This is a genomic window from Peribacillus huizhouensis (genome assembly GCF_014138605.1).
GTDB classification, from domain to species: domain Bacteria; phylum Bacillota; class Bacilli; order Bacillales; family DSM-1321; genus Peribacillus; species Peribacillus huizhouensis.
Window position 1 is genome coordinate 127782 of sequence record NZ_JACJHX010000007.1, and the last position, 16438, is coordinate 144219.

Genomic DNA, 16438 nt, shown 5'->3' on the forward strand with positions numbered 1-16438 from the left:
CTTACTAATCGGACCTTCACAGTAAAGTTTCTCCCTACTCGTTCCTTTGTTCCCCACTAGCTTTTAGTTCGAGGGCTTACTGCTCGTTAAATATCATATAAAAAATCCCAACACTTCGTATCCATCGCTAATATAACCTAGTAAACGATGGATACAGTGTGGGACATTTTCATAAAAAAATGTGATAATTACAATTAGTCAAATGCTGGTAAAGATGTATCTGCAAAATTTTCTTCTAAAAATTTCTTTACTTCAGGTCCTGTCATTTTTTCTGCTAATAATTGAATGGCCTCTGATTTAGCATTGTCTTTGCGAGCAACTAAAGAGATAGCAAATGTCGAGTTCACATTTTCTGTAATCACAGCATCTTTACTTGGTTTTAAGCCTAGCGGCTCGGCATAAGATGGGTACAATGTAACGAGATCAGCATCGTCCATCATCCTAGCAAGCATAAGTAAGTCTACCTCTTTAAACTTGTAGTTTTTCACATTTTCAACGATATCTGCTTGGGTTGCTTTAAGACCCACACCGTCTTTTAACTTGATAATTCCTTGATCAGCAAACATAACAAGTGAACGAGCTAAATTTATTTGATCATTCGGTATCGCGATTGTTGCACCTTCTGGCAATTCATCCATTGTTTTATATTTCTTTGAATAAGCTCCAAAAATAGCGTGATAAATTGGTTCTACTCGTACTAGTTCTGTTCCATTGCTTTCATTATACTGCTCCATAAAAGGCTTATGTTGGAAGAAGTTAGCATCAACTTCCTTGTTAGCAAGAGCGTTATTTGGTTGAATATTATCGCCTAACACGACGATTTCTAGATTAATTCCTTCTTCTTTCATTAAAGGCTTAGCAATTTCTAATATATCCGTCATAGGTGGAATCAATGAAGCAACTTTTAAGTCCACTTGTTTCTTTTCTTCAGGAGTAGATTCGGCATTGTCACTACAGCCGGACAATACGAACATAGCTAAGGCTAATAGCATAATGAGTCTTTTCATTGTTGATTACCTCTCAATCTATTATGTTATCCTAGTTTACAAGCTGCCTTACACCTTCTTCGAATTTCTGGGAACTTTGAGTAAAGTGGGATAAGCAGCCCATATCCTTTGTTTGGTGCGATATAGCGAAATGATGTGTAAGTAGAGATTTAGTTGAGGTCCACAGGATTAAAGCCACACAGACGTTACCTCAGGAAGAAATACTTTCTTCTATATTCGATTATTTCGTACTGTTGCTTTTCAAGTTAGCAATCCTAGATTAAGGCGAACTATTAAGTGGGGATGACGAACATCCCCCCCGATGAAAAATTTCCTTTTATTTTTTATCTAATTTTTTGGCGATGGTTGTGCCAGTAAACTGAATAGCTTGGACAAAGATAATCATCATAACGATTATATAAATCATTAACTCGGTTTCAAATCGCTGGTAGCCATAGCGAATCGCAAAATCACCAACACCGCCCCCGCCGACAATCCCCATTACAGTTGAATAAGAGATAAAACTAATCGTTGAAGTTGTTAATCCGAGTACAAGGCTTGAACGTGCTTCCACGAACAAAAACTTAAAAATAATTTCTAAGACTGAAGCACCCATTGAAACCGCAGACTCAATAATACCACGCGGAATTTCAAGCAAAGCCTGTTCTACTAATCTAGAATAATAAGCAATTGCCACAATAGAAAGTGGGACAGTAGCTGCCATTGTACCGATTGCTGTTCCGACAATAAATCTTGTAAAAGGAATTAAGAATACGACAAGCAATAAGAACGGAAACGACCGAACAATATTGACAAATATGTTTAGTCCAGAATATATCGATCTATTTTCTAGCAATTGTCCTTTTCGACAAAGATACAGTAATGTTCCGACAGGTAATCCGACTAAAAGAGCAAAAGCAATGGATAGACCAACCATCACAAATGTTTCCCCGATTGACTGCCAAATTTCAGCTTGATACTTTAAAATAATGTCAGGCATTCGAATTCCTCTCTTTTTCAGTTAATTGCTCAAGGAACCATTTTGGATCATTGTCAGGAATCATATACGGCTCTGTTTCAATTGAAACTGTTTCGAGTATTTTTCCGCCATCCATAACTGTTACTTTATCGCAAATACTCCGCACAACATCCATTTCATGACTGACAATGACAATCGTGACACCAAATTCTTGATTCACGGTCTTCAATACGTCTAGAATGCCTGCTGTTGTCTGTGGATCTAAAGCAGAAGTTGGCTCATCACATAATAAAACAGCTGGCCTGTTTGCAAGCGCTCTTGCAATTGCAACCCTCTGCTTTTGTCCACCGCTTAATTGTGCCGGATATTGCTCGGCTTTATGCTCAAGGCCAACAAATTTCAAACATTCATTGACACGATCTACCTTAGCTTTTTTTGAGTAGCCTGTTAGTTCAAGTGGTACTGCAACATTATCAAATACCGTTTTATTCGAAACAAGATTAAAATGCTGAAAAATCATGCCAATCGATCGTCTTGCTTCGCGAAGTTTACGGTTTGGTAGCGTCGTTAACGTTTGATTATTAACCACAATTGTTCCTTGATCTGGAGTTTCCAGCACATTCATTAAACGAAGCAGTGTAGATTTACCCGCACCGCTCGCACCGATCACTCCATGTATTTCGCCTTTGTCGATATTTAGCGAAACCGAGTGAACGGCTTGTAAAATTGATTGGTGCTGCTGATAGCTTTTGCTTATATTTTGTAAAGATATCACCATGCATATTCCTTTCTAACCATCTGATTCCTATGTAAAATCCCTATCCAAATTATTATAGCCTTTGTTGCATGAGATGTCACTCCCTTCATAGTTCCTCGGGCATCCCTCAAATAATGGCAAAAAAGAGGCAACTCCCAAAGGTCTGATCTCATCAGTCTATAACCGTTTACCGTGTCATATACACGTCATTTAAACGATATAGTAGTGATGTTGTCTGACCCTTCATTATGGGATAGCCTCTTTTGGAAAAAAATGTTAATCTTCTTCGCAATATTGATAAAGTTAACTATATTTGCGATTTTAATTTTATGTAGCGAGTGACAAGAGCAGAAAACATTTGCCCCATTCTTAAGTCAACGCATATGGTGATTTTTCACCGCTTAAGACGTGAACGATGTTTTTGGCTGCTTTTTGACGCAGTTCAATCATCGCTTCCTCTGAATACCAGGCACTATGCGGTGTAATGATGACATTGTCCATATTGAGGAGCGGGCTTTCGCTTGTGACTGGCTCTACTTCTGTCACATCTAATGCGGCACCTGCAATAATTCCTTTTTCTAATGCATCAATAAGAGCTTTTTCATCGATTATCGGTCCTCGTGCTGTATTAATGATGACTGCGTTTCTCTTCATTTGATTAAGCCGCTCGTCGTTAATGAGATGGAACGTATCTTTATTAAGTGGTACGTGTATTGACAAATAATCGGCTATTGAAATAATATCGTCAAGCTCCATTTTGTGAACGCCCACAGCAGTCATTTCTTCCTCTGTTACGAATGGATCATATGCAACAGTTTTAAAGCCGAGCGGTTTCACTTTTTCAATGAAACGGCGCGGAATACGGCCAAAGCCGAGAACACCAATCGTTTGTTTATTAAAGCGATGAATCGGCACAGATGCTTTAAAGTCCCAGTTGCCTTTTTTCACTTCATTGTTTAGTAACGTCACTTTACGCGCCCATGAAAGCAAAAGCGCCAATGCATGATTTGATACTTCTTCCATGCCATAGTCCGGTACATTGGTGACAGTAATCCCTTTTTCTTTCGCAGCATCGAGATCAATCGTATTAACCCCAACACCGTAGCGGGAAATGATTTTCGTGTTTTCAAGTGACTCGATAACGTGGCGAGAGATAGGAGCGTATTGATTTAGAATTGCGTCTGCTTCTTTCGCTTGGGCGATAACATCTTTTTCTGTTTCGCATTGTGCTTTAATGAATTCAATATCCAATCCACTTTCTTGAAACACGGCTTCTTCATATTGTAAATTCTCAAATTCATAATCAGTTAATAATACTTTAAAAGCCATTTGGTTTCACTCCTTCAATAATATCGTAGAAATTCCTAAAACAAACAATTTGACACTATGTTTTGTTTCAGAATGATTTCTACTTTAAGCTCTGCCATTACTTCAACATTTTTTATATAGTTTTTTTTGTACAACCGACCTTCTGATAGTCGTTAGCTTATTTGTTCGAGCAAGTCGCATGTTTTTGCTCATGATTGGACGCCTTCATTTATTGCATTATTTCTTAAAAGAGATGCTACATTATCACGCAAATCATCCGAAATGATGTCACAAGGAGCACGATGCCCAGCTGCCACATCAAACCAGCGCTGATGAACGGCTTCTTTCATGGCTGAAAAAAATGTCGGTCCATATGTGTACACATCCATTAGCTTTGAAATCTTTTGATGATTTTTCTGAGCTTCAGCTAGATCACCGCTTTGATACGATTTATATAAATCAACAGATATTTCCGGAATGAAGGCAGCACTTCCATTAATACTGCCAGTTATGCCAATCATTAGCGCTGGGAGCATATGCTCATCGAATGCAGAAAAGACACTGAAGTCACTTCGCACTTTTTTCACTTCTGTTTGCACTTGACGAATGTGACCGAAGTCACTGACAGTTTCTTTAATACCAGCAATGTTTGAATAAGCTTCTGCTAATTTTTTTATCAGGTCGACTGATAAATTCTGTCCGGTTAATAGCGGAATATTATAAATAAACACTTGCAGTTTTGTATGATTCGCGACGATGGAATAATAACGGAATAATTGCTCATCTGACAGCTTCCAATAATATGGGTTAACGACGAGGACACCGTCAGCCCCGTGCTCTTCTGCATAAGATGTTAATTCAAGTACTTCTTTTAATACAGTATGCCCGACGCCAACCATAACAGGCACACGTCCATTAATATGCTTAATCATTTCCCTGACGTATAATTTACGCTCTTCTGTTGTAAGTGATGAGAACTCTCCTGAACTCCCCATTAACAGAATACCGTCAATATTCCGTGAAATCAATTGATCAATATACCTTCTGTTCAACGCTAAATCTAAATTCCCTGCTTCGTCAAACAGTGTGACAATCGGTGGAATAATTCCATGAAAAGTCATTGATTTCCTCCTTCTTTTTTTAAAAGGCTGTTTTCGTATACTATATTGCTTTTAAATAATTTTCACACAACTATCCTGGGCTTATTTCCGTTACAGATACTGGCTACGGTCTCGGGAGCCTTCAAGTGCTTCGTACTTGCTCGGTCTCCCTCAACACGCTTCTCTAAGCAGGAGTCTCGCATATCAACTACATTCGACACCTGTTCGAATTTCTTAATAGTTTTTTCCGTTATGCCAAAGTCCCTTTTTCATAAACGACTATAAAGATTTTTCATTGCTAATTCAGAATCGTTCCTTAATTAAACGATAGCTGACACGAATATTTCTTGACTGTATTCGCTCATTTTATTAGCTATTAAATGGTTTGTACGGTTTTACTTTGGACGACTGGGTTTTGTAAGATACCAATTCCCGGAATTTCAATTTCAATTCGGTCGTTGTCGTTTAAAGTAAATTCATTTGGTGGAACGACACATGTCCCAGTGAGCAGAACCGTTCCGTCAAAAATTTCGTTATCAAGAACTAAGTAATGTACGAGCTCATCCAGTTTCCGTTTTAACTGGTTAACCTGCGCTTCACCATCAAATACTTTTTCGTCGTTGCGGTAAATACGGCAAATAATTTTTAATTCATACGGATCACTCACTGCTTCTTTTAACAGAATAGCAGGACCAATTGAGCATGAATTTTTCCATACTTTTGCCTGAGGCAAATAAAGCGGATTCTCCCCTTCTATGTCACGGCAGCTCATGTCGTTTCCAGCAGTATAACCGAGTACTGTACCATCTCTATCAATTACAAGTCCAAGCTCAGGCTCTGGAATTTGCCAGTTAGAATCAGAGCGCAAGTAAACAGGATCATTCGGACCCACAGTTCTGGCAGCTGTTGATTTGAAGAATATTTCTGGACGTTTTGCATCGTACACTTTATCATAAAACGTATCACGGTCGAGCTTACCTTGTGTTGCTTCATAGTTTCGTGCTTCTTTGCTTTTTTTGTACGTCACGCCTGCCGCCCATACTTCCGGTGCATCAATCGGTGTTGTTAATTGAAGACTATCTATCGGTTGTTTTTCGGCAACTTCAGCAATTTGTTTTATAATATCAAACGCAGTTTTGTTTTTACTTCGTGCCGCTTCAATCAACGACATAAAATCTTCATACGGAATATCAAATACTTCATTTTCATTCGTAACAGCTGCTAGTTGTTTACCATTTTCTTTTACATAGCGAATAATTCTCATGTTTCCATTCCTCCTGATTGACACGTAGTCATTTTTTATATTTTTTGATATCCATATCCGAGATCTTTAGAAATTTTATCGCAGCACTCTTTTAATAGTTCAACATAATATTTATTCGTTTCGTCATTAACCTTGGATGCTGGCATTGACATGCTAACTGCTGCAACCACTTTACTTGAATAATCTTTGACAGGTACAGCAAAACAAACAATCCCTGGTTCATTTTCTTCATTATCTATTGAATACCCATTGATGCGGACTTGTTCAATTTCCGTTAAAAACTCTTCTTTAGAGCTAATTGATTTTTCTGTTTGTTTCGTATATTTATAGCCTTCTAGAAGTTGATTTAATTCACCGTCTGTTTTTGTAGCGACAAGTGATTTCCCGACAGCGCTCGTGTGAATTGGTATACGACGGCCGATGCGGGAATATAAAACAGTTACACCACTCCCTTCTACTTTATCAACGTATAAACCTTCCTGGCCGTCTAATATAACTAAGTGAGTCGTTAAATTTGTGATTTGTGACAGCGTTTCAAGATGTTTTCTTGCAACATTACGTAAATCGAGATGACTTGCGACCATATTACCTCTCTCAAACAACTTCAGCCCAAGAGAATATTTTTCATTCTCTTCATTTTGTGCAATGTAACGCTGTTCTCGCAAAGTTTTTAATAATGAATGAACGGTGCTTTTATGCAAGTTCATTCGTTTGCTAATTTCAGTAATCGTTAACTCACGGTCGCGCTCATCAAATAAATCTAATATTTTTAGTGCGCGCTCCACAGATTGAATAATGGGCATAGTACTTCACTCCTAATCTTCATTTAGTCTAATCATACCCGACTTTTTGAGTGAGCGCCCTGTTTTATTCCTGAATTTTCTGATTGAAGTATCACATCTTGTTCATAATCAAGCACGGCATCTTCTAAAACCGCCAATGGCACGACACCTTTTGCAGCATCGGTGTGACCGTACATCCGATTACTCGCAGCGACCATTTTTTGACGGGATTTCATTCGCTGTTTACGATCTTTCACAATTTGGCGTCTTTCTTCTTTCACGCTATCCGAGAAATCATGAACGACTTCACCTTTTTGAAGTTTTTCTGGATTGACAAAATCAATGCGTCGTCCGCGTAACTGCAGATGAACAACATCACCCGTCTCAAGAAAACCGATGCCTCCATCTTCATATGCTTCAGGTGTCATATGACCTATTGCAGCTCCATATGTAACACCAGAATAGCGACCATCACTTATAATTGCGGCTAATTTTTTCATCACCCGGTTCGCGTTAATATATTGCATGGGAGTGAACATCTCTGGCATACCAAAAGCAACTGGACCTTGGCCCACGATAATGACCGCAATTTTCAATATTCCTTCTTCTGACATCACATCGAACAATTCATCATATGAAGCATCTTTTAAACGCAGCCATTCTTGCTCATTGTTGTACTTAAGTGTCGCGAGCAGAAGCTCGTGTGAGAACAACTTTTGTTCTTTAATTTGGGAAAGTAAACTTGTATCTAGCAGACTCCGATTCGCCTCTTCTTCATTTTCAAAATAAAGCACGAACGCAAGCTTGTCATCGAACTGTTCAAGCTGAGGCGTTTGCATACCACTAATTTTCACAACGGCGCTTTCAAAAAAGTTTCCTTGTAATACATCGACTCCGCTAAATGCGCGACGCGGTGTAGATAAAATAACCGGATTTTCTTTAACATGAACCGCTTGCAAACTGCGTGTAATAACCAGGCGCTCTTTCCACGTCTTCGCTGCAACTGTCGGTGCATCTTGATCCATCGGTACACCATTTTCAAGCAATTCATAAAAGAGCGTTTCCATACCACGACTCGTTCCACTACAACACTGCATCGCCAACGAGTAAATATCTCGTCCTTCTGTCAAACTATAATCAAACAAGTCAGGAATCGGGTGCTCATGATGAATACGATCCAGATCCCATAAGCTGAATTTGTATCCAGCATATAACATTCCTGCGACAATATGCATCATCAAGTTTGTTGAGCCACCAGACGCACTGTGGATCCGAATTGCATTTTTAATATTCGCCGCTACAATATTTGCGACCCCATATTTTTCGTCATTGATCATCAGAGCAAAGCTGTCGAGAACGGCATTAATCTGACGTTGTGTTGGTGGATCTGTCAATAACTCAACCGCTGGATGAACGAGTCCCATTCCTGCGACTAAATGGCGTGAACTATTGCCTGTTCCGTTAAAGGCACATACGCCGCCTTGACCATCACATGTTGCAACAGCTAAGCGCATTTCAAAATATTTATGTTGTTCTTTCGTCAAAATACCACGTTCATACGCTCGCTCAAACACGCCTTGAAACGCTGTATTGGATGAACATTGCAAAATGTACGCCATCGTATCTCGCAAATCAACCGCTATATCCGCAGCGCCTTCACTTTCTGCTTTTTTCGCCAGCGCTTCCAATTCTTTAATCACGTCATCTGGAATTGAGCCGCCTTCTAACACGTGAGCAGGTGCGAATGTTGCGAAAAAAGGTGCTTCCCCCCGGTCACGACGTACACGATCAACATGTGCAAGCGCGCTTACAACTCCAAGTGGCTGCTTATCACATCCTTGAATAACGAATGCGCCATGGTAGCTGTGTGCCTCAATCTGATTGACGACCATTTGCGCAACAGCGTTTCTGCTTTGCAATGAGTAACTCATCCCTTGATTACTTTGTGCAGTTCCATCACACATAACCGGTGTCGAGAAGTAAAACGGTACTCCACCATTTTGCCAAATGCGAATCGCTGCCCTAGCAGACGTTTGATAATCCATAATATGTGCTGGGTGATCCGATGAGCCACCAATTATCGCGATACGCGGCGCATTCCGCTCTAGTCGCAGATAAATTTCTTCCAACGTCCAGTCAGGCTTGCCACCTTCATATGTAGAACCAAGGGTTAGCTTTGCGCGGTCCAGTAGACCGGCAACCGTAATCGGTTCATTTGCTTTTCCCTGTACATTATCTCGGTAAGGGTTTACATCATTATCAATAAGTGGATATAAGTAAGTCATTTTAGCACCCCTCTTCACTATTTCGGAAGACATTTTATTTAATGGTAATAAAGCGAAACTTAATCAGTGGGGGTTTTCTTCATCCCCCACTGATTGTTAGTTGAACCAATCGGGCTTTTAAGCTAATTAATTCGCTCTAACTTTCTCTACTTCTGCCTTCATTTCTTCTACAAGATCTTTTCCAAACTTTTTTGCATATTTGTCAGTTACTGGTTGGATAATTTCTTTCATGTTTTCCATCTCTTGTTCAGATACTTCATTAATTTTCATCCCAGCTTCTTCTAACTTCTTAATGGCAAGCTCATTATCTTTACGGTTTACCTTGCGTTGATAATCTCTTGCCTCTTGTGCACTTTCTTGAAGAATATTTTGTTCTTCTTCGGATAAGCCGTCCCAGAATTTTTTGCTAACCAATAATATGAATGGTGTGTACACATGATTGGTAAGACTTAAATAGGATTGAACCTCATCATATTTTTGAGTAACAATTGTAGCTAGTGGATTTTCTTGTCCGTCTACTGACTTACTTTCAAGCGCAGTAAACACTTCAGAGAACGCCATTGGTGTAGGGTTTGCTCCGAGTTCATTAAAAGCATCTAAATGAACCTCGTTTTGCATCGTCCTAATTTTTAGTCCTTTAAAATCATCTGCTGTTTCGACTGGGTGTTTACTATTGGTCAGTTGACGGAATCCATTTTCCCAATATCCAAGTCCGATTAGGCCGTGCTCTGGTAATTTGTCTAAAAGTGTTTGTCCTATTTTTCCATCGAGTACAGCATATGCTTCTTCCTCCTCTTTAAATACAAATGGAAAATCGTAAATCCCATATTCCGGTATGATACCAACTAAAGGGGAAGTCGATGGTACAGTGATTTCTTGCATCCCTGCCTGTAGGGCTTCCGTCATTTTCAGGTCATCTCCAAGAGTGGCGTCAAAATAATTTTGCACTTTTATTTTCCCTCCACTTTTTTCCTCAACCAACTCTTTAAATTTAACCATCCCTTGACCTTGTGGATGACTTTCACTGTTGCCAATCCCTGCTTTAATCGTCCTTGTCTGTATGCCTTCTTTCACTTTTCCTCCTGACTTTGTACTATCTGCACCACAACCACTTATAACTAGCATACTCGGGAGTACCATCGCCATTACCGTTCGTTTCAACCACTTATTCATATCTCTTCCCCCTCATTCTTTTTTCCTTACAATTATTTTTTAAAAATTTTACTTTAATTTACGTAAACCATCCCAGAGGGACCAATATAATAGAAGGAAATAAAATTAATAGAATTAATACTATGACTTCTACTAGTAAAAATGGCCAAATTCCTTTCATGATATCTTCCATACTAATTTTACTTATCCCGCAGATAACATTTAAAACGGTACCAACTGGAGGTGTTAATAAACCAATTGCAGTAGTAAGGATAAATACAACACCAAAATAAACTGGATCGATCCCTGCTTGTGTAATAATTGGTATTAATACAGGTGTAAGGATTAAGATGGCTGGCGTCATATCCATTGATGTTCCAATAATTATGACTAAGAAAACAATCATAAACGTCAATAACATTGGCCGATCCATAAATGGTTCTAATACGCTAATTAATTGAGTAGGCAAATTCGCAACAGTTATTAGCCAAGATGATACAAGAGCTGCAGCGACTAGAAACATAACAACACTGGTCATTTTTGCTGCATTCACAAACACATTATATAAATCTTTGATTTTTATTTCTCTATAGATCACGACTCCAACAAATAATGCATAAACTGCAGCGACTACTGCTGCTTCTGTAGGTGTGAACAATCCACCTCTCAATCCGCCAATAATAATAACCGGAAGAAAGAGTGCCCATATTCCTTGGCGTAGTGATCGAAGTATTTCACTTAGCGATTTCCGTGGTTGAACTTGTACATTTTCTTTACGTGCTATGATTGTCCACGCTACCGTTAAACCAACACCAAGTAAAATTCCTGGAACAATACCAGCCATAAATAATTTTGTTATTGAAACACCACTGGCTACACCGAATACGATAAAGCCAATACTTGGTGGGATAATTGGCGCTATAATTCCACCAGCTGCGATTAAACCACTCGAGCGGTTAATATTATAGCCACTTTTAACCATCATCGGAACTAAGATCGCCCCTAAAGCTGCCGTATCTGCAACAGCGGACCCAGATAAACTTGCGAATAAAATACTCGCTATTATTGCAACATATCCTAGTCCCCCTCTAATATGGCCAACCATTGTCATGGCCATGGTAACAATACGTTTAGACAAACCACCAGCATTCATTAACTCCCCTGCCAACATGAAGAATGGGATGGCCATAAGTGGAAAATTATTCGCGCCATTTATTAAGTTTTGCGCAATAATTTGACTATCATATATGCCTAGAAAAAACATTAAAGCTACACTACTGACTAATAAAGCAAAGGCAATTGGAATCCCTAGACCCATTGCTCCAAGTAAAGATCCAACAAATACTCCAATCATCCTTGTATTTCCTCCTTTTCTATACTAGCAGCATGCATACTTAATATTTCTTCAGATTCGCTAACCGGGTTTAATTCCTCGTCAGTCACTTTATTAAATAAGATTCTATAAAGATTATGAAGAGTAATGACCCCCATAGATACGCCTACTAAAATACCAGTTCCATAGACGAGTGAAAGCGACATACCAATTGCAGGCGTTACACTATCCATATTCATCAGTGTCATCTTCCAGCTTCCATCTAAAATTAGATACAGGATGTACAGAATAATCAAATCACTAATTACGTTCACAAATTTCTTTGCCCCTCTCGGCAGTCGTCTAACTACTAAGTCTACGCCAAGATGTTCTTTATTTTTGTAAGCTCCTATTGCACCGAAAAATGTAAGCCATACGAATAAATATCGCGACATTTCCTCTGACCACGTTATACCTGAGTTAAAAAAATAGCGGAGAATGACATTTCCAAAAACAAGGATCACCATTAAAGCTAAAGCAGAGACCATAATAATATTCAAGACATTTTCCAAAATTCTTGAGATTTTGTTCACACTTCTTCCTCCATCCAAATAAATATTATTATTCCATTACTCTGCTTTAATCTTTTCAAACAGTTCTTTTGCCCAATCATTCTTTTTAAATATTTCGTTATATAAAGGTTTTGAGGCCTCTTCCATATCTGTTACAAAACTTTCACTAGGTTTGGTAAACTTGATTCCATGTTCTTCTAAAAACTTTTTATCTTCTTCATAACTTTCCTCTAATAGCTCAAATTCATATGCTGCCGCTTCCTTTGATGCCCTTTCAATAATATCTTGTTGTTCTGCTGAAAGTCGCTCCCAGAATTTATGGTTAATCACATAAATATTAGGACTAAACATATGTTTAGATTCAAGTACGTCACTTTGAACTTCATACCAACCAGAGGATCTCAAAGTAGCAATAGGATTATCTTGAGCATCGACTACATGTTGTTCAAGTGCTGAAAATACTTCAGAAATAGGTAATGGACTAACGTTTGTCCCAAGAGAATCACCAAGCTTAATATAGTTTGGGATGTTTGGCATTCTTAGTCTGAGACCTTTGAAATCTTTCAAACTCTGAATTGGTTGATTACTAGAAAACATTCTAAACCCATTTGCACTCCATGCTAGTGGCTTTACACCATGTTTAGACTCTAAATCTTCAGTTAGTTCTTCGCCAATAGGGCCGTTAAGGACTGTCTTTACATGGTCAAAGTCTTTAAACAGAAACGGCCATTCCGGAACTCCCATTTTGGGAATATCTGCTTGCATGATCAGTCCTGGAACACCCATTTCTATTGTGCCATTTCTCACCCCGTCATAAAATTCTTGTTCGGCACCTAGCGTACTATTCGCATAAATTTGAACTTTAAGTTGTCCATCACTTTCCTCTTCAACGATCTTTTTAAATTTTTCTTTTAAAGCGATATTTTGAGGATGATTTTCAGCAAAATAGTGAGCTACTTTAATCGTTTTCGTTTCATTTCCAGTTCCACTGGTTTTTTCACCCTCGTTTCCACAGCCTGTAAGAAGTAATGACGCTGCAATTGTCACACTTGAAGCAAGTCCAAACACTTTTCCTTTTTTCATTTAAATCCTCCTCTTTGTTTTTTGTAAACGCTGTCATTATATCCTTCCGTTATCTCAACATTAAGCAATGTTGAATATCCACTAGTTAGTTGTTTTATAATATAAAACATCGTTTTGAAATTTAAACTTAAATTTATTATATATCGTTTCTCATCATTGTCAAAACATTTTTAGAATTTTTAAATAATTGCAAAAACAGATTTTAGATGTTGTCAGCTTTTTTTATCTTTTTTATCCTTATTATGTCAACTAATACTTACAGTAGCTAGATTTTATGTATTGTATTTATTGATATTCTATGAGTCATTTCTATTGTGACCATACTGCTCCAACTAGTGATGAACCTTCAATTTAAGATGTTACCAGGAAGAATGACCATTTACTTGCCACTCAGTTATAATTTTCAGTATAATTAAACATTATTTCCAAAAAAAAAAGCATCGACGAGACAGGTACTATGTCTTCACTTTAGGTTTATTTTCCGACTCTCTTCCGTTTTCTCTATCATTACACTCTTCTGTTTTCTTTTTAGCATTTTCTTTAATAGGAATGAAAAGATTAACGTAAAAGCAACACCCTTAATAATGGAATTATAACCATAAACGAGCAAACCAAGTGATAAAACAATAAGGTTAATAATTCTTATGGTTACTGCTATATCTATCTTTTTATTTTTATAATTTAAAATTAGCGCTATTACATCAAAGCCAACAGTAGATGCATTAGCTGTTATACATAAATAGTAGCCTATTGCGATCAAAATCGATGAAATGAGAATCACTATTACGATATTTATATCTATACTTATATTCAATGAATAAAAAAGATTAAAAAACAGCATGTAACAAATGCTACTTACTATCGATTTAAAGAAGTATTCTTTTCCCAGGAAAATTAAACAGATGATTAATAAAAGCCCTGTTACAAAATTAGCAAGCATAGCAATGTTATACCCAGATAACGCATTTAATAGTAAGGCAGAACTCGTCACACCACCATTAATAATTTCATTTGGTACGATTAAGTAAGCATAGGCAATAGTCATCGAAATATTTCCTACAATAATTTTAATAATATCCCTCATTAAATTGGCCACCTTTCTGTTCAAACAAATAGCATCAAAATAAGTAATTTGAAGTTTTGTCTTCTTAATTTCTATAACTGAGAACTGGTGTAGAAGCACAATTCAACTGTAATTGTATATATTCCGGTTCGTTCTAGTTACTTTTAATCTTCGGCATTTCAATGGCCCAAAAATGAATTAAATGGTTAAAATGAGATGATATTGTGTCAATTCGGTAATCTTAATGTCGATTTTCTTCAGCTCGTTTATAGCTGATATATGAAATAAGTATTTAAGCTTTGATCTTCATTATTGATTTCTTCTGTATGTCTTTTGGATTACATTGGTACGATTTCACTCGAAAGAAGTATGTAGAATCTTAAAGAATGGAAGGTTCGAATAAGGGCAACAATCGTTTTCATGTTTACAACTTTCTGTTCAGTTTTCTAAATATCGAAGTAAACTACGGATTCTAGAGCAATTCTAAGTGGATAGGAGATCAATTGAGGTCATTTCATTTTTCATTTTATAAAGTTATATATATAAGTTGTGAACATCATTTACATTAATATTAATTGTAGCCTGTAAAATTTTTCTTTATTACAAGTAAAAAAGAATGAACATACTTGGGGCTATAGGATCAGATTAAACTTAAGGATTTAGGAAGCAAATAATCCAAGCCTTCCTACAAACATAGAAAGACTTGGATTATTTAATGTGGTCGGTAATACATGAACTTGTTTGACACTTGATAAGATCGTTAGTTGTTTTTCCGAGACATTTTCATATTAAATGAGTACATATCTGATCGAAATAACCCTTTATAGTATTCCACCATGTTTCCATCAGAGTCAAAAATCATACGTTCTGTTATTAATAAGCACATTGTATCGGTTACACCTAAATGGTCCGCATCTTCCTTTGATGGAAAGCCGCATGTAATGATTTGTTCTGCTTCGCAAAAGTCAATGTTGAGTTCACCTTCGAGAGCATCGTATAAAACAGTCGTACTTAAATCAAATTCTGCGATTTTTTGGCCAAGCTCTATAGGGTAATAATGCAATTCAATCGCAATTGGTATATCATCCTGTAACCTTAATCTCTTAATATAGAAAGACTCATCCTCAAATCCATGTGCATCTGCTATATTTTCAGGAGTGGATACAGGTCCATGATTTAGTAATTTTATCCCCATTTTTTTGGTAGTCTCAGTAAAACTAATCATTTTAAGCCATTCTTGTACAGGTTTAAGTGATACAAAAGTTCCCTTTCCATGCCTTTTTTCTAATATTCCCTCGCGAACTAAAATAGAAACCGCTTCTCTTACAGTGCTCCTGCTAACAGAATACATATCCATAAGTTCTCTTTCACTCGGGATTTTGTCCTTATAATACCCTTGTAAAATTTGATCCTCTAAAATATTTTTTAATTGAGCATGTAATGGAATTGGATTATTAAAGTCTAACTCCATAAAAATTCCTCCAAACAAAAAACATAGTGATGTTCGTATCAGTTCCATTAGTATAAGCGAAATTTTAATAATATTCAAACAGACTTTTTTTTCAATTCCTAATCAACTAGGGTAAACATCCGTCTCTATTTCCCTTCATTTACATACAATGGAAAACGGTTCTAAAAAAATGATAACAGCAACCACTTTATAACCAACTACTATTACAATCAGATTGGTTAATAAAGAGCCAGACCACATCTCTCTTCTTGAAACAAAATGTATGTGTCTTATGCAAGATTTACAATCGTCCTTTGAGTTAATAAGAAGCAATGAAGATGCTAC

14 protein-coding genes are annotated in these 16438 nt (G+C 37.4%); all 14 read right to left on the bottom strand.

The features are described from left to right. Positions 1-194 precede the first annotated feature (194 nt). Positions 195-1007, bottom strand: a complete 813-nt coding sequence (locus HNP81_RS12715) for a MetQ/NlpA family ABC transporter substrate-binding protein (protein WP_182502855.1) — start codon at positions 1005-1007, stop codon at positions 195-197. A gap of 316 nt (positions 1008-1323) precedes the next feature. Beyond that, positions 1324-1986 (bottom strand): methionine ABC transporter permease, encoded by a 663-nt coding sequence (locus HNP81_RS12720; RefSeq protein ID WP_028391681.1) that lies wholly within the window; start codon positions 1984-1986, stop codon positions 1324-1326. Next, positions 1979-2740 carry a methionine ABC transporter ATP-binding protein gene (locus HNP81_RS12725; protein WP_376766748.1) on the bottom strand — a complete coding sequence of 254 codons (762 nt, stop codon included), beginning with the start codon at positions 2738-2740 and terminating at the stop codon, positions 1979-1981. Before HNP81_RS12725 ends, HNP81_RS12720 begins: the two co-directional genes overlap by 8 nt. A 351-nt stretch (positions 2741-3091) precedes the next feature. Next, positions 3092-4051, bottom strand: coding sequence for a C-terminal binding protein (locus tag HNP81_RS12730; protein WP_182502857.1), 960 nt, complete (start codon positions 4049-4051; stop codon positions 3092-3094). A 188-nt stretch (positions 4052-4239) separates the two neighbouring features. Further along, entirely contained in the window at positions 4240-5151 is a 912-nt protein-coding gene (locus tag HNP81_RS12735; protein ID WP_182502858.1) for a dihydrodipicolinate synthase family protein, read from the bottom strand. A 355-nt stretch (positions 5152-5506) separates the two neighbouring features. After that, on the bottom strand, positions 5507-6394 hold the full coding sequence (locus tag HNP81_RS12740; protein ID WP_182502859.1) for a fumarylacetoacetate hydrolase family protein: 888 nt from the start codon (positions 6392-6394) through the stop codon (positions 5507-5509). Positions 6395-6429: 35 nt separating this feature from the next. Next, positions 6430-7197, bottom strand: a complete 768-nt coding sequence (locus tag HNP81_RS12745) for an IclR family transcriptional regulator (protein ID WP_028391685.1) — start codon at positions 7195-7197, stop codon at positions 6430-6432. 32 nt (positions 7198-7229) lie between these two features. Then, positions 7230-9461, bottom strand: a complete 2232-nt coding sequence (locus tag HNP81_RS12750; protein WP_182502860.1) for a dihydroxy-acid dehydratase domain-containing protein — start codon at positions 9459-9461, stop codon at positions 7230-7232. 126 nt (positions 9462-9587) lie between these two features. Then, the gene (locus tag HNP81_RS12755; protein WP_182502861.1) at positions 9588-10634 is read right to left on the bottom strand and encodes a TRAP transporter substrate-binding protein; all 1047 of its coding nucleotides are present in this window, start codon (positions 10632-10634) and stop codon (positions 9588-9590) included. A 58-nt stretch (positions 10635-10692) separates the two neighbouring features. Further along, positions 10693-11967, bottom strand: a complete 1275-nt coding sequence (locus HNP81_RS12760; RefSeq protein WP_182502862.1) for a TRAP transporter large permease subunit — start codon at positions 11965-11967, stop codon at positions 10693-10695. Next, on the bottom strand, positions 11964-12518 hold the full coding sequence (locus HNP81_RS12765) for a TRAP transporter small permease (RefSeq protein WP_028391689.1): 555 nt from the start codon (positions 12516-12518) through the stop codon (positions 11964-11966). The genes HNP81_RS12760 and HNP81_RS12765 overlap by 4 nt, the downstream gene beginning before the upstream one ends. A 36-nt stretch (positions 12519-12554) precedes the next feature. Further along, a complete protein-coding gene (locus tag HNP81_RS12770; RefSeq protein WP_182502863.1) occupies positions 12555-13580 on the bottom strand; it encodes a TRAP transporter substrate-binding protein in 1026 nt (341 codons plus the stop codon). A 463-nt stretch (positions 13581-14043) separates the two neighbouring features. Next, positions 14044-14664, bottom strand: coding sequence for a YitT family protein (locus HNP81_RS12775; protein ID WP_182502864.1), 621 nt, complete (start codon positions 14662-14664; stop codon positions 14044-14046). Positions 14665-15403: 739 nt separating this feature from the next. Then, the gene (locus tag HNP81_RS12780) at positions 15404-16114 is read right to left on the bottom strand and encodes a GntR family transcriptional regulator (protein WP_182502865.1); all 711 of its coding nucleotides are present in this window, start codon (positions 16112-16114) and stop codon (positions 15404-15406) included. Between the last annotated feature and the right edge of the window lie 324 nt (positions 16115-16438).

Coding starts and splice junctions, on each gene's coding strand:
- HNP81_RS12715 (WP_182502855.1), bottom strand. CDS start 1,007: ATGAAAAGACTCATTATGCTATTAGCCTTAGCTATGTTCGTATTGTCC.
- HNP81_RS12720 (WP_028391681.1), bottom strand. CDS start 1,986: ATGCCTGACATTATTTTAAAGTATCAAGCTGAAATTTGGCAGTCAATC.
- HNP81_RS12730 (WP_182502857.1), bottom strand. CDS start 4,051: ATGGCTTTTAAAGTATTATTAACTGATTATGAATTTGAGAATTTACAA.
- HNP81_RS12735 (WP_182502858.1), bottom strand. CDS start 5,151: ATGACTTTTCATGGAATTATTCCACCGATTGTCACACTGTTTGACGAA.
- HNP81_RS12740 (WP_182502859.1), bottom strand. CDS start 6,394: ATGAGAATTATTCGCTATGTAAAAGAAAATGGTAAACAACTAGCAGCT.
- HNP81_RS12745 (WP_028391685.1), bottom strand. CDS start 7,197: ATGCCCATTATTCAATCTGTGGAGCGCGCACTAAAAATATTAGATTTA.
- HNP81_RS12750 (WP_182502860.1), bottom strand. CDS start 9,461: ATGACTTACTTATATCCACTTATTGATAATGATGTAAACCCTTACCGA.
- HNP81_RS12755 (WP_182502861.1), bottom strand. CDS start 10,634: ATGAATAAGTGGTTGAAACGAACGGTAATGGCGATGGTACTCCCGAGT.
- HNP81_RS12760 (WP_182502862.1), bottom strand. CDS start 11,967: ATGATTGGAGTATTTGTTGGATCTTTACTTGGAGCAATGGGTCTAGGG.
- HNP81_RS12770 (WP_182502863.1), bottom strand. CDS start 13,580: ATGAAAAAAGGAAAAGTGTTTGGACTTGCTTCAAGTGTGACAATTGCA.
- HNP81_RS12775 (WP_182502864.1), bottom strand. CDS start 14,664: ATGAGGGATATTATTAAAATTATTGTAGGAAATATTTCGATGACTATT.
- HNP81_RS12780 (WP_182502865.1), bottom strand. CDS start 16,114: ATGGAGTTAGACTTTAATAATCCAATTCCATTACATGCTCAATTAAAA.